General features: G+C 42.0%; 12 protein-coding genes and 4 pseudogenes. 3 read left to right on the top strand and 13 right to left on the bottom strand.

The features are described from left to right. Positions 1 to 7: 7 nt before the first annotated feature. The 8 genes and pseudogenes from G4V62_RS14640 to G4V62_RS14605 all read right to left on the bottom strand — a co-directional run. A pseudogene (locus tag G4V62_RS14640) lies at positions 8 to 132 on the bottom strand (transposase); the annotation flags it as partial. Between the two features lie 211 nt (positions 133 to 343). Continuing rightward, a complete protein-coding gene (locus G4V62_RS14635; protein ID WP_165203461.1) occupies positions 344 to 970 on the bottom strand; it encodes a LysE family translocator in 627 nt (208 codons plus the stop codon). Between the two features lie 125 nt (positions 971 to 1,095). After that, the gene (locus tag G4V62_RS14630; RefSeq protein WP_165203459.1) at positions 1,096 to 1,902 is read right to left on the bottom strand and encodes a Ger(x)C family spore germination protein; all 807 of its coding nucleotides are present in this window, start codon (positions 1,900 to 1,902) and stop codon (positions 1,096 to 1,098) included. Beyond that, a complete protein-coding gene (locus G4V62_RS14625; RefSeq protein ID WP_165203457.1) occupies positions 1,893 to 2,162 on the bottom strand; it encodes a hypothetical protein in 270 nt (89 codons plus the stop codon). The genes G4V62_RS14630 and G4V62_RS14625 overlap by 10 nt, the downstream gene beginning before the upstream one ends. Continuing rightward, positions 2,159 to 3,274: a GerAB/ArcD/ProY family transporter gene (locus tag G4V62_RS14620; protein ID WP_165203455.1), complete on the bottom strand. Its 1,116-nt coding sequence runs from the start codon at positions 3,272 to 3,274 to the stop codon at positions 2,159 to 2,161. The genes G4V62_RS14625 and G4V62_RS14620 overlap by 4 nt, the downstream gene beginning before the upstream one ends. A gap of 1 nt (position 3,275) precedes the next feature. Continuing rightward, entirely contained in the window at positions 3,276 to 4,712 is a 1,437-nt protein-coding gene (locus tag G4V62_RS14615; protein ID WP_165203453.1) for a spore germination protein, read from the bottom strand. A 124-nt stretch (positions 4,713 to 4,836) separates the two neighbouring features. Continuing rightward, a complete protein-coding gene (locus G4V62_RS14610) occupies positions 4,837 to 5,661 on the bottom strand; it encodes an aldo/keto reductase (protein ID WP_165203451.1) in 825 nt (274 codons plus the stop codon). Between the two features lie 73 nt (positions 5,662 to 5,734). Then, positions 5,735 to 7,117, bottom strand: coding sequence for an MATE family efflux transporter (locus tag G4V62_RS14605; RefSeq protein ID WP_165203449.1), 1,383 nt, complete (start codon positions 7,115 to 7,117; stop codon positions 5,735 to 5,737). Between the two features lie 530 nt (positions 7,118 to 7,647). On the opposite strand from G4V62_RS14605, the gene G4V62_RS14600 reads away from it, so the two are divergent. Further along, positions 7,648 to 7,809 (top strand): hypothetical protein, encoded by a 162-nt coding sequence (locus tag G4V62_RS14600; RefSeq protein WP_165203394.1) that lies wholly within the window; start codon positions 7,648 to 7,650, stop codon positions 7,807 to 7,809. Here G4V62_RS14600 and G4V62_RS14595 read toward each other — a convergent pair. From G4V62_RS14595 to G4V62_RS14580, 4 genes and pseudogenes are all read right to left on the bottom strand, one after another. Beyond that, positions 7,738 to 9,626: pseudogene (locus tag G4V62_RS14595) on the bottom strand (ABC transporter permease). The gene G4V62_RS14600 and the pseudogene G4V62_RS14595 sit on opposite strands and share 72 nt — an antisense overlap. Further along, positions 9,601 to 10,365 (bottom strand): ABC transporter ATP-binding protein, encoded by a 765-nt coding sequence (locus G4V62_RS14590; protein WP_165203447.1) that lies wholly within the window; start codon positions 10,363 to 10,365, stop codon positions 9,601 to 9,603. Before G4V62_RS14590 ends, G4V62_RS14595 begins: the two are co-directional and overlap by 26 nt. Before the next feature lie 84 nt (positions 10,366 to 10,449). Continuing rightward, the gene (locus tag G4V62_RS14585; RefSeq protein ID WP_165203445.1) at positions 10,450 to 11,451 is read right to left on the bottom strand and encodes a sensor histidine kinase; all 1,002 of its coding nucleotides are present in this window, start codon (positions 11,449 to 11,451) and stop codon (positions 10,450 to 10,452) included. After that, a complete protein-coding gene (locus G4V62_RS14580) occupies positions 11,451 to 12,158 on the bottom strand; it encodes a response regulator transcription factor (RefSeq protein ID WP_165203443.1) in 708 nt (235 codons plus the stop codon). The genes G4V62_RS14585 and G4V62_RS14580 overlap by 1 nt, the downstream gene beginning before the upstream one ends. A gap of 243 nt (positions 12,159 to 12,401) precedes the next feature. Between G4V62_RS14580 and G4V62_RS20875 the strand changes: the two are divergent. Together G4V62_RS20875 and G4V62_RS14565 are read left to right on the top strand one after the other, a co-directional pair. Beyond that, a pseudogene (locus G4V62_RS20875) lies at positions 12,402 to 13,072 on the top strand (IS3 family transposase); the annotation flags it as partial. Next, positions 13,071 to 13,412, top strand: a pseudogene (locus G4V62_RS14565) (transposase); the annotation flags it as partial. The pseudogenes G4V62_RS20875 and G4V62_RS14565, both read left to right, overlap by 2 nt. A gap of 114 nt (positions 13,413 to 13,526) precedes the next feature. On the opposite strand, the gene G4V62_RS14560 reads toward G4V62_RS14565, so the two are convergent. Next, complete coding sequence (locus tag G4V62_RS14560; protein WP_165203439.1) at positions 13,527 to 14,192, bottom strand: hypothetical protein; 666 nt, start codon at positions 14,190 to 14,192, stop codon at positions 13,527 to 13,529. Positions 14,193 to 14,354: the final 162 nt, after the last annotated feature.

Genomic DNA, 14,354 nt, shown 5'->3' with positions numbered 1-14,354 from the left:
CACCTCACTTTACAAACATATCTTTTGCATAGTCAGACATGTCGTCGTCAAAGACTTTTCTACGGTATTTAACAACGAATACAAGGTGGTAGTACATCAAAAACACTGATGATTATGACCATCTATTTTCATCGAAATCTCAGCTTTTCTTTTATATTAGACTGATGATATTATAGCACAAAAAAGAAACAACTTTTAGGCTTACGACTAACCGACATTCATCTCCCACTTACTCATTGGACAACGTCCTAACATTCCTTGAAGTGGGAGTCTTCTGTCAGAAAACGATAAAACGAAGAAACCGGACAAGAAATCCAGTTAAAACATACGGTTTTTGCTCCTATTAACGGTCAGACAAAGCCAACCGAATACTAAGCGCTGTAAATATTGCCGCTTTCCCGTAAGCGAACCATTTGATCATTTGCGGTCTTTCTTGCAGAGCTTGACCTAGACGCCCTGCTACGAAAGATACGATGGCAAATACGACCAGCGCCTGTATAATGAACAATGCGCCGAGAAACAGCATTTGCAAAGGCACGCTTAACGCTCCATTTGTAGAAACAAATTGTGGCAACAAAGCCAGAAAAAATAATGACACCTTTGGATTTAACAAATTCATTAAAATACCACGGCGATACAATACAGGCAACGATTGCTTTTTCACTTGACCGATTGCATTTCGCTCATTTCGTTCCCGAAATGCCTGCCAGGCCAAATACAAAAGATAGATCGCCCCAGCGTACTTGACGAGTTGAAATGCCATACTCGATTGATACACTACTGCAGAGATACCAAGCACGGCGGCGGCTGTATGTCCAAGAAGCCCTGTACAAAGCCCTAAAGCCGTCGCAATACCGGCTCTGCGTCCATAACTCGCACTTTGCGCCGTCACAAACAGCACATCCGGCCCCGGTGAGACTGTCAGCACAATCGCTACGCCAATAAAAGACATCCATAGTGAAACATCCATGCAATCGTCCCCTTCCCTTCTCCATATCGTGCCACGTTTATCGTTATTCGTCTAGCAAAAACAACTTAGAGAAAAGGGTAAGGCTGTTTTACTTTTTTAAAAATGTCCTTAAAGGATCACAAGCTTTACCCACGATCAACAAAATGAACTTGATATTGTACGTCGATGTCCATTGCGGGCCAGCTTTCTTCCCATCTCTTTTCGTCAACTGAGGCATGTAAAAAACGAAATCGATTAGGACCATCTTTAAATGGGTATACACGTTTTTCTTGTAATTGGGCGAGGAATGATTCTGTTCGTTTCTTTAAATAGCCCTCAATTTCCTCGGTCAGCTTATTTAGATCGTGTTCATTCATAATGTCTTTCTTTCCTCTATACTCACTGATCCATCCCTTTAAAACCGTATGGAAGCTTGCCTTAGAGAAATCATCACTAAATGAAATGTCAACATTTGTCGTCACATTTCCGAGTGCAACCTTTAACTCTGGAATCGTAATCGCCCTCAGGAAACTGCTGTGGTCGAGCATTTGAAAAATTTGATCATCCTCATCTGATGCTATATCAACGTACCGATCATGTTTAAACAAGGCTGTTCCATTGTATGTCAAACTGTCCGCGCTTGCTGAAAAGGTCGGAAGAACAGGATCAATCCCTGAACCATACATTCTTTTTAAGAACTGGTGAATATTTTGAACGGTTAACGACCCATCGTTATCCTGCTCATAATGCTTAAACATGCGCCACAGCTTGTAATCAAAATCCTTTTGATTAGCTTTGTTAGATAGATATGCGTTTAAGTCCCCTTCCACAAGGACTAAAAAAAGGCGTGGCGAGATATCATGGTCATTCATAATCGTCTGTAAAAAAGGCATAATGCTACTGTCTAAGAGTTCCTCCTGAATAAACAAAAGGCGCAGCTGACCTAATTGCAATTCTCGGAAATGCTCCAGGTTAAATGCTTTTTTGCTTCCTTTAACAATGAAATTTCGAGAGACAACACGTTTTTTTGCTCTTTTGAAACCGGAGGCACGACCGTACTAATCTCAATTTTGTCATCTTCACCTCTTTGCATTGACCAAAAAATAGCAGGCGATATTTCTTCAACGATATTGTGTTTAACAAACGGAGGACCATCCTTAAACAAAAGCACGACGAACAAAATGATGATCAGCAGTTTCGCAATGTGAATCATATGAATCGCTGCCCCCTTCTTAAACGGATCACTGTATAAAACAATGTAGGCACAACAACATACGTGAACGCACCAACATATACTTGAATGATCGTGAAAGTATTTAAGTGAAAGCCTTCCCACAACCATTCAGACGCTACAAGCATCGCGATCCCTATTAAACTAAATGTAGCAAGCAAACCTAGGCGTGAATTGGCCTTTTGAAGTCGCCCTAACAAAAATCGGATTCCTCCATAAAAACTTAAGCCAAACAAAGCATTCGCAAAAATAAAATGAAACGCGTGAAATGATAAAAAAATCACCTCAATTCGTTCAATAAATGATGTTTGCATGTATTGAATCATGTTGACAAAAGGGAAAGACACTTCCTTTAAATAGCCTTCACCAAAAAAGACGAGGGTTGCCGCAAACAAAAAAACGTATTCAAGTACAGATAGCGCATTTCCAAGCGATAACCATTTTAATAAGTTGCCTCCTTTTCCAACCCAAGGAAATAAACATATTAAAAATTCTGGTCCAGACAATGAAGACATAATTAGCAGGACGTTGATTAAACGAACATCTTGCCATTGATGCGGGATAACGTCGGAAAGATGGTATAACGAGTCAAAGGATGTTACAAAAAGAAAGATGAAAGCAATGATCATCCAAGAGGAAAATAGAAAGGCAATGATTCCAAAGCGAATTGTTTTTTCCATGCCACGGATCGCTATATAAATTGATACGGCAATAACAATCGCAATGATCCACTGTTCACTTAGTGAAGTAAAAATAAACTGCTGAATCAATTCAGCGTATCCAAGTGTAAACACACACATTTTTAAAAGAAGCGCACCTAAGCCCAACGTGATTAAAACTGCCAAAAGCGGTTTTCCGAACATACGCTCTAAATCTTCAAAGGTTCGCAGCTCTTTTGTGGATAATCCCTTTGCTAAAATCCATAGGTTGAGTTGTGACACCAATCCTATCAAGATAATCAATATTAGCATGTGCGAACGCATGAGCTGCTCAGGAAGAATAAGAACAAAATACAGCATTTGCAAACGATTGACGACGGCAAAAACATAGCCACCGCCAAATGTTGCAGATCGATCAAATAAAGTAAACTTCATGTTACCTCCTCCGGGTGATACGCCATTTGTTTTTAGCTTCCAAATGATCCGGACGAGTTTTCATCCAAGGAATCGGAAATCGAAGCAGAAAGTCTTTCCAATCACTCCAATAAAATGGAGCTACTGGGGCTAAATAGGGTTTCTTTAAAGACGTAAGTCCGTTTAAATGAGCCAACAAACCGATTAAGCCAACAATAATACCGAAAAACCCCATTAAAAAGGAAAGAATTAAAAAAACAAATTGGATGATTGTATTCGTTTTAGATAACAAATAATTAGGTACTAAGAAGGAAGCAATGGCAGAGACACCAATTAAAACGATCAATAAAACACTAACAAACCCTGCCCGCACTGCCGCGTCCCCAATAACAATACCTCCGACGATGCCCAATGTCTGACTTGTTTTAGAGGGCATTCTTAAGCTCGCTTCTTTTAAAATTTCAACTAAGAAAAGCATGAAAAAAGCTTCCCAGAATGGCGAAAATGGCAACTGATTCCGTGAATCTGTCAGCACATAAAGAATTTGCAAAGGTATCATTTGATAATGGTGCGTCGTCAATGCAACATAGATCGGCACGATTAATAAGGAGAGAACAAAGCCAATATAACGAATGATCCGAAGGCTGCTAGCAATCAGCCACTTATGAATATAGTCTTCAGGTGAAGTGAATAAATCGAAAAACGTCGTTGGGCCGATTAGCACGAAAGGTGAATTCTCAATCAAAAGGACAATTTTTCCTTTACCTAACGAGTCAGCACAATAATCTGGTAAGTCTGTCTGCTCAAACTGCGGAAAAATGCTATTTGTGTGATCTTCAATAAATTCAGCGACATTGGATGAGTTTAAAATCATGTCAAAATTGATTTTTTTTAGCTTATTTTTCACAGTTTGAATCACATCTGAGTTTGTAATACCGTCGATCGACATGAGCACCATTTTTGTCCGCGTCAAAGAGCCTGCCTTAAACTCATGTGTGCACAGGCGAGCGTGCTTAATTCGTCGACGGATCAGCATAATATTCTGATTGATTTGTTCGGTAAAGCTGTCTTTTGCACCGTATAGAATCGTTTCGGTATCAGAACTCTCAATTGCCCTCCCGGTCGTGTCAGGCGCAGATACTGCAAACCATTTTTTACTGCCTGCCTGTATAAGTACATGTCCAGTCATCAGCTTTTCTTTAGCGATTTCAAACGATTCTACCGTGGTGCTGCCAAGGAAGCTCAATATCTTCAATGAGTCATTTTCTTGTAGAATAACAGTCATCATCTCATTCACTCGTTCTTGTTGAATGAGCGTGTCTACGTAGACAAACGTAAGGTTGACATTCTGTGATCGTAGCGTTCGATCAAGGCGCTTGACATCGTTTCTGCCAAAGGTAAGTTGGAGAATCGCTTCCGTGAGATTGTTCAAGTGACCAAGCGCATCATCTTCACTCATCAGTACCCCACCATTCTCCTGTAAATTGTCTTCTTACTATCTGCGAATTTCACCGGATTTATGCAACAAAAAAACGGCTTCCCTTTATAGGAAACCGTAGTTTAGAAAGTATCTCTATGAACCGTTAACGCACGTTCAGATCATTCGGATGCGGACCTTTTCTTGCATTCCGATCAAGCTGATCAATCGAGTGCATCTCTTCATCTGATAACGTAAAATCAAAAACATTGATATTTTCTTCAATCCGTGATGGTGTCACTGACTTCGGAATGACGATCGTGTCATTTTGCAGATGCCAACGAAGAACGACTTGAGCGTTTGATTTACCGTGCGCTTTGGCAATGGCAGAGATCGTCTCATCCTCTAATACCGCACCCCCTTGATCAAGTGGGCTCCACGCTTCTACGAAGATATCGTGTTTCTTACAAAATGCCTTAATATCTTTTTGCTGCAAGTAAGGGTGACATTCGACTTGATTAAGAACGGGCTTTACACTACATTCATTAAGAAGACGCTCAAGGTGCTCTATCTCAAAATTACAGACACCGATCGCTTTCACTTTTCCAGCACGATACAATTCTTCCATCGCTTGATACGTTTCAATATACTGGTCAAATTCAGGCGTCGGCCAATGAATTAAATACAAATCAACGTAATCAAGACCGAGCCGCTGCAGACTTTCCTCGTACGCTCTAATCGTATTTTCGTAACCTTGGTCACTGTTCCATACTTTTGTCGTAATAAATAAATCTTCTCTTTTCATCCCTGATTCGTGAATGGCTTTTCCAACACCTGCTTCATTCTTGTAAATCATTGCTGTATCAATAGAGATGTACCCAGATTGAAGCGCTTTGGTGACAGCTGCTTGCGCTTCGTCATTTTCCACCTGCCATACCCCAAATCCTAGCTGTGGCATCTGTAGCCCGTTGTTTAATGTGACAAAATTCATAAATGATGTCTCCTTTTTTGCAAAGTCTACTCTTATTATGCCACAGCTTTAAGCAATGCTCTCATAAAACATATCAATGAGTTGGTTCGTTCACTGAGTGCGTCACGAATCGGCTGTCTCTTTTGCGGATCGTTCGCAGACGAATTAAAAAGCCGATCGCAGCTGACGTCAACCCGATAATGATCCCAACCCAAAAACCGAATGGACCAAGTGTAGTCATCTGGGCAAGGATATAGCCTGATGGAATGCCAATGATCCAATAGGAAACAAAAGCAATCCAAAAAGGAACGTTCACATCTTTGTAACCACGCAGCACCCCTTGAAGTGACGCCTGTGCACCGTCAGACACTTGGTAAAGCGTCGCAATCATTAAAAAGGCGCCTGCCAATTGAATGACTGCCGGATCGGTCGTATAGGCACTCGCGATCACCTCGCGGAACGTAAAGAGGAAGACCGAACAGAGCATCAAAAACCCGATACTGCCACCAACGCCTAGAATTGCATATTGTCTTGCATTTTCTCTTTTTCCGCCCCCGACAGAATACCCAACTAATATCGTTAGTCCCATCGCCATACTCAAAGGCACCATAAAGATCATCGATGTGACATTTAGAGCAATCTGGTGAGCAGAGACAGTCAAGGTGTCAAACAGCGCCCCCATAAACAAGGTGACGACAGAAAAAATACTCGCTTCAAAAAAGACTGAAAGCCCCATCGGAACACCAATAGACAAAATTTCCTTCCAAGCTTTCAACTCAGGCCGCGGCCATTTTATAAATAGCTTATGTTCACGAAATGTACGGTTTCTAAACGTGATGATTACACTAATTAAAAACGTAATCCAATAGGTAATTGCTGTCGCATAGCCAGCTCCGATCCCTCCCAGCGCTGGAAGCCCGAAATAGCCGAAGATAAACCCGGCATTTAAGACAACATTAAATGGAATGGCGAGTAAAATAATCATCATCGTAATCCGTGTAAAACCTTGTGCGTCAAAGAAATAACGCAGTACATTCGTGGCAAACAACGGAATAATCCCAATGGACAGCCCGATCAAATAATGAAAAGCAACATGCTCTACTTTAGGCTCTAACTCCATCAAGCCTAAAATTGGCCGTAAAAAAAACGCTCCTGCAATAAAGAGCACAATCGCCATGCCGACGGCCACATATAGCGTTTGACTAACCGTCCTGCTAATATGCTTATGCTTACCTTGGCCAATCAAATGAGCAATTAAAGGCGATGCCGCCATTAAAATCCCATTAATGCCGACAAAAACAGGCATCCATAAGCTTGATCCGATCGCCACACCTGCAAGGTCTTCCTTACTTACGCGCCCCGACATCACCGTATCGACAAAGTTCATCGCAGCCAATCCAACTTGTGTGACGACAATCGGCCAAATGATTTTTAAGAATAAAATCACTTTTTCTTTCCAAGTGTCTGCATGGTACAAACAAACACCCCCATTTCAATAATCTATAAAGACAAACATTGATTCACACACGTGGAAGACCATGCACATAAGCCTCTTTGAAGGCATACGCACACGGTCTTTTTATATGGGACATCATAGTCCCAGTTTCATCTTATCACAGACTAACAGTCGTTCGCCCGTCTACTATATCAAAAGCCCCTTGATACATCAAGAGGCAAAAACCCCCTATTTAGCCCATTCCACAAACGATCATGTTGACTTTAACCGGAAGCCATTCTTCCTTGCTGACAACATGTTGAACAACGAGGCAAATCATGTTTCCACTCGTAGACGAACACATGAAACGAAGGGTAACAGTACACGAAACAGCTAAGTGTAGCGTCCGCTTAGCAACTCAGCCTGACTCGAAAAACGCTCGTCACCCTAATACAACATCAGTTCATGAGCGGACGAGCGAGACGAGCAACGACAGATGAATGCGTTTCTCAACATTCCCGTCCTTCAGCCTAGCTTGAAAACGCTTCTCAGGCTAGGCGCGAAGGCGAGCGATGACGCGAATTGAACATCAGTTCATGAGCGGACGAGCGAGACGAGCAACGACGGATGAATGCGTTTCTCAACAGGCTGAAGCAGCGTTTTTACAACGCTGCCCGAATCTGTTTCGTATAGAAAAACCGAACGATAAAGAAATAAACGATTTGTATGACTAAAAAGGCACCGAGCACCGTAATGGATTCATTCAATATGTTTTTCCAAACATATTAGACAGGGCGGTTAAAGCAACTGCTCCATGTACAAGTGCTACAACAATCGGTGTGAAAAACAGCAAAGCAATCTGGCGATTCAACACTTTTTTAAGCTCCTGCGTCGTTAAGCCTAGCTTCCCAATTGCTTTAAATTTATGCTTATCGTGATCAATGTCACTATACAGGCGGAAATATAAGAAGCTGCCTGCTGAAACAAAAAAGACGATACCGATAAATAAACCGACAAAAAGGATGGGTCCATACATTTGGCTAATTTCGTAAACACTGAAATCAACCGCTGAAAAGTAATAACCAGGAACTTGCTGTTGAACCGTTTTAGCGACTTCGATAAGCTCACTAGTTGCTGCACTAGATTGCCACGTATATAAGAGGCTTTTACTCGTCGGTTTTGGTAGTTGTTCATAATCTGCATCGTTCATGACAAGAACTGAACTAAACGGTGCTACAGCATCCGATGTGAATTGATCCACAACTTGAACAGATCGGTTAGAAAGCTCGATCGTTTTTCCTTTTGCCCTTTTCTCTAGTCGGTCTCCAACAAGCGTACTGGTTTTCCCATCGTAGTATACATTGACTGCCTCACCCTTCGCTACTTGAACAGACTCTTCTCCAAGTAAGCCAACGAGCTCATTGTAATCCGATTGCTTAAAGACAATCCATATATACTCTAAGCCAAGATCAAAGTAACGAAGTGCCGTGTCAGCCCGTTCCGTATCAATGCCTTGCTCAGCGAAAATGCTTTCAATGGTTTGCAAGTCCTGCTCAACCGTCTTGCTGCGTTCATCACCTTCTATACGTTCATACGTAAATGAGTACGGGTTTGTTTTTTCGTAGCCATCAATCACAATTGATTGAACTGCATACAAAGAGCCAATAGCGCTAAAGGCGACCGTAGAAATCATCGCTACCATAAAGAAGCTCCGTGCATTGTCCTTCATCCGAAAAGAAAGATCAGAAAACAACAGCATATTCGTTTTCTTCCAAAACAAGCTTTTGTTTATTTTTAATCGGCGAATCGCATACACACTAAGTTGAGTAAAGAAGAAATAAGTTCCAATGGTGACGATGATGACAACTGGCATTAAAGCAACAACAACTTGCGCCCCTTTTACCCAAAGGGCAATTCCATAACCCACCGCAATTAGCACGATTGAGAAAAGTGTAATAAGAATCGATGCTTTCGGTTCCCCTTTTGACATTTGGTTAGCTTTGATTAATGTCACAAGTTTTCCTGTACGAAGGACGACAGTAATAAAAAAGGATATGACAATAAATAACAGCATAAACGACACAAATGTCATCACAATCGCTTTTAATGGCACATAGAAGTAAAGCGTTTCTTCAATTAAAAGAACATTTTCAGCGAGCAACAAAATCGCTTTCGCAAAAACAAGCCCAAACAATATACCGCAAAGCGTCGCAAAGAAACCGATCACCATGTTTTCCAAAAACACCATCGAGCGCACTTGTCGTGCAGTCATTCCTTGAATCATGAGCACACCGAATTCGCGCTTGCGCGACTGTAAAAATGCACTCATCGAATACAGCACGAAGAACATTGAAAATATATAAATGATCCACGCGGCTGTGCTCATACTGGTCGCCACTGCGTTATGCATGTCGCTTGTTAACGCGGGATGATTTGCAAAAATAGAAAAGGTAAAAAAGACCATGACCGTAAATAAGCTGCTTAAAAAATACGCCACATATAAACGTTTATTGCGAAATACGTTGTTAAACGCGAACTGACGAAAGGTCATGGTCATCCCCTCCAAGCAGTGACAACGTATCTAAAATCTGTTGAAAAAACGCTTGACGGTTTGCGCCGCGATGAATTTCCGAGAACAACCGACCGTCACGAATAAAGACGACCCGCTCACAATAGCTTGCTGCTTGAGGATCGTGGGTCACAAGCATCATCGTCGCCTGCTCACGCTGATGAATATCCTCTAAAAGCTGCATCACATTTTTCGACGATTTTGAATCTAAATTCCCCGTTGGCTCGTCTGCTAACAGAAGCTTTGGCTTATGGATCATCGAGCGTGCAATCGCTGCCCGTTGTGCTTGACCACCCGAGATTTCGTGGATGCGTTTATCCATTAAATCAACAATGCCTAAAGCTTCAGCGATCGTCCGCGCTCTCTTCTGCATTTCCTTTACCTTAACACCATCAAGTGTCAGCGGAAGTACGATATTTTCCTCAACGGTTAACGTTGGAAGCAAATTAAAGTCCTGAAATACAAACCCTAGCTGACGACGACGAAACTTGGCAAGCTTTTCTTTAGACAGCTTATGAGGATGTTCTCCATCAATGATGACTTCTCCAGTCGTCGGCTCATCAATCGTCGCAATTAAATTAAGTAATGTCGTTTTACCGCTCCCTGACGGTCCCATGACACCAACAAATTCACCATGCTCGACATCCAGATCTATCTCTGACAACGCCTGATAGGACACTTTGCCTTCATAAATCTTACTCACTTTATTGACTTGCAGCATCGTCATTCTCCTTTCCTTGAAAAGCTCTATTTATAGGATAGCCAAGACAAAGAGAAAGTACGATAGATTCTCCTTTCACGAACCTTACACTTTTGTAAGGTTTTGCGTTTCAGTAAATACAATTCGAAACGTCGTCCCTTCACCTAACGAAGATTCAAACTCGAGTCGGTGATGTAAATAATCGGTTGCTTCTTTTGCTAAGTATAAACCCATGCCGGTCGACTCCCGAAAATGCCTGCCGTTTTCTCCAGTAAAAAATGGACGAAAGATGCGCTTATGATCTTGTACAGGAATACCAACACCTTTGTCAGTGATCGACAGGACTGCCTCACCGTCCCTCTCAGCAAACGTAAAAACAACTTCTTTCCCATGCCCGGAAGAATATTTGACGGCATTTTGCACGAGCTGTGTAATGATGAAGCGAAGCCACTTCTCGTCACTTTCCACAGTGAGGTGTTGCCTTTGCATATTTAGTCGCGGGAAGACGCCATTGCGAATAAACAACCGTTTATTTTCTTGGTTAACTTCATGAACGATCGTTTCTAAAGAGACTGGAGCTACGTGAAAATCGTCCTCGATGGTACGGAGGCGTGCCATATAAAGCACCATATTTAACCCCGTCTTCATGCGCTCCGTTTCTTCGCGAAGATTGGATGATTCCGGCTCGTCAAGCTGCTGCGCTGTTAATTCAATCACCGACAAAGGGGTCTTCATTTGGTGGACCCATTGTTCAATATAGCGCAAGTGACTATCTTGCTCTTGTTGTGCGTTTTGTTGCGCATTGTGATAGTGCAAGTATTGACTTTTTAGTAGCTCGGCCAAGGCTTGAGAGGCAGGGGCATCATCTGTCGTCTCGAGTGCTTCACCAGGTGAGTCCACCGGGTTTTCAAGTCGTTTATAAAAGTGTCGTCGCGTCACGTAGTGATATATCAAATAGCCTCCTAGAAAAAATAAGCCGAGAAAAATAGCGTATAGTGCTGGGAGGACACGCGGATAACCGTCGAGCCAAAAAATGGCTAAAATGACAACATACTGAATGAAATGTACACAGATAAGAAGCGCGTGCTCGCGAAGAAATAATCGCATTAACCGCCACGCTCCGATCCCCAGAATACATTGAGCCGATACCCTGCACCACGAACAGTGTCCACAGCCCCCTCAAGGCCGAGCTCGGCAAATTTCCTGCGAACACGATTCATATTGACATTCAGCGTATTTTCATCGACATACGTTTGCGTATCCCAAAGCGTCTCCAACAAATCGTCACGCCCCGCCACTCTCGGATGACGCTCGAGCAATCGCCCAATGATATCCGACTCTTTTTTTGATAATGCCACTGTCCTTCCATTGAACGTCATCTCTAAACGTTCTGGATAAAACATCAGCCCTTCTTTATCTAGCACTTGCTCAAACGCTGTAGACGCGTATTCACCATAAGCGCGTCTAAGCTGACTATGAATTTTTGCGAGCACAACCTCCGTGTGGAACGGTTTCGTAATAAAATCGTCGCCGCCATTTTCCAATGCCATGACTTGATCCATCCCACCAGTGCGTGCTGAAATAAAGATCACCGGACACACAGACGTTTTTCGGATTTGACGGCACCAGTAAAAACCATCAAAGCTCGGTAAATTGATATCTAACAAGACAAGTTCTGGGTTCGTCTCATGAAACACGTCCATGACTCTGTCAAAATCAGTGACTGTGACGACATGATAGCCGTATTTTTCAATTTGGTCGCGTAGAAGACTGGCAATTTTTTCGTCATCTTCAATGAGTAAAATGGTCGTCAATGCATTTTCCCTCCAACACGCTTTGTCTTGTTCTACTATACCGTTGTCGTGATTGCTATCGCAAATGAATATCGCCTCTCCGTTCCTTTAAAGACATAAAAATAGAGCGCCTCAATCATCTGACGCTCTTTGACCTTTTATCATGAAAAATGACTATGCAACACATGGACAGGTTACACTAAACTAGACAAATAAAATAAGGTCACGTAAACTTAACGCAAATCAAACGGAGGAGAATCGCTTATGACCAAGCGCGAAAGACGGACCTACACACAAGAGTTTAAAGAACAAATTGTAAAGCTTCATGCCTCTGGAAAGCCTCGACGTGAACTGATTGATGAATATGAGTTAACCGCATCTGCCTTCGATAAATGGGTGAATCAGCACAAAACAAGTGGTTCGTTCAAGGAGAAGGATAACCGTACACCTGAACAGGAAGAGCTCCTTCGCTTACGTAAAGAAAATCAAAAGCTGATGATGGAGAACGACATTTGCACTTTACAGTATAAGTGCAGCTAAGCATATGAAATGCTAAGCTTTACTATCACTTGACAGTATAAGTGCAGCTAAGCATATAAAATGCTAAGCTTTACTAAAAGGCAAGCCGCGCTGATCATGGGACGAAAGTAGATGTGATTCGAAGCAACCGTCACAAATACTCGGTATCAGCAATGTGCGCCGTCCTACAACTTCCAAGAAGCACATATTACTATGAAGCTCGTATTCGTGATGAGCAACATGATGAGCTGTCCTCTTTGATTGTCGATATCTTTCAAAAGAGTCGGCAAATCTATGGGCAGCGGAAAATCAAAAAAGCACTTGAGAAACAAGGTTGGTCGGTCTCACGACGAAGAATCAGTCGCATCATGAAAGAACAAGGTCTCGTGTCAAAGTACACGGTGGCTCAGTTTAAAGGGCAAGAACCAATCAATGACCTTCTACTTCGATATCGAAAAGTGCAAAACGTGCCCGTTACGAGAGGGTTGTTACAAGGAAGGAGCCAAAAGCAAGACTTATTCTGTGACCATCAAATCGGTGGGACATAAGGAACAGGATGCGTTCCAGGAAACAAAGCACTTTAAAGAACTTGCTCGAGACCGATACAAAATCGAAGCGGAAAATAGCGAATTGAAACATGCTCACGGGCTTCATACAGCCAGATCCGTGGGTCTATTTGGCATGGACGTTCAGGCGGAGACCACCACGATATTCGCGGTCAACCTGAAGCTCTTAGAGGAGAACGAGCAGCAATAAGAGGAAGAAAAGAGGCAAGTTCTGTTCACAATCGAACAGAACTCGCCTCTTTTTTGGTTTAAAAAAACTAGGTTCTCAGTGCCCTCGTTGGGATGCCCTGCTCTTTTTGTTTTTTTATCGGCTTACTAGTCTGCTTCCAGATGCTCTAAATTTATCAAGAAAAGTTGCACTCAAGGAACCACTTAAAGGTGTACCTTTAATACCATAGTGTAGTGTTCCCTTCATTCTAACATCTAAATATCTATCACTGCTTGAAATATCAGCCCACGATCTATTGTGCTTCCAACTCCCTACTTGAATTCCTGTGTCATATGATCTGCCCAACAAATTAACATCATGAATTTTCCCACTGGACACATCTGCTTCAAAATCTTGATTGATATAGGCATGCCCGATTCCTGGGACACCTGACCAAACGCTTGCTGTGTATTCATCTACTGCCATGGGGCTGATTGATTGTTCTTTTTCAATATTCTTAAAATTTTCTTTCATTTCTTCAAGTTGATTATCGAGTTTTGCCTCAATTGCTAATGGATCAAAGTTGTAATCTTCCAATTTCCCTTCGTCCATTGTTAGCTCAAAATCATGAATGACTACATCAAAATTGTTTTCCTCCGTGTACTCCCTTAATTCTTGAAGATGTTGGGCACTAAGGTCTTCTAAGATTTTGGCTGATTCATTTTCTTGCGCAGATGCAGCAGGACCGAATGCTCCTAAAGTAAATGTGGCTACAGTAGTTAAAGCAACTAACTTTCTCAAAACTCCCTTTCTTAATTTCATAGAGGCATAATCATAGGGGTTTGGTATGACATTATTCCTAATACATCAAGAATAAATTACAAAAATGGGGAATATTTCAATAGTCAAGCAGAAGGGGAAATTATCCATAAGAAAGATGAGCGCCATTTAGCTACGCATCTTTTTCACTTTTGTTTATGGAAA

Source organism: Litoribacterium kuwaitense, from assembly GCF_011058155.1.
Taxonomy (GTDB): Bacteria; Bacillota; Bacilli; order Bacillales; family DSM-28697; genus Litoribacterium; species Litoribacterium kuwaitense.
This window is presented reverse-complemented; position numbering and strand designations above follow the sequence as displayed.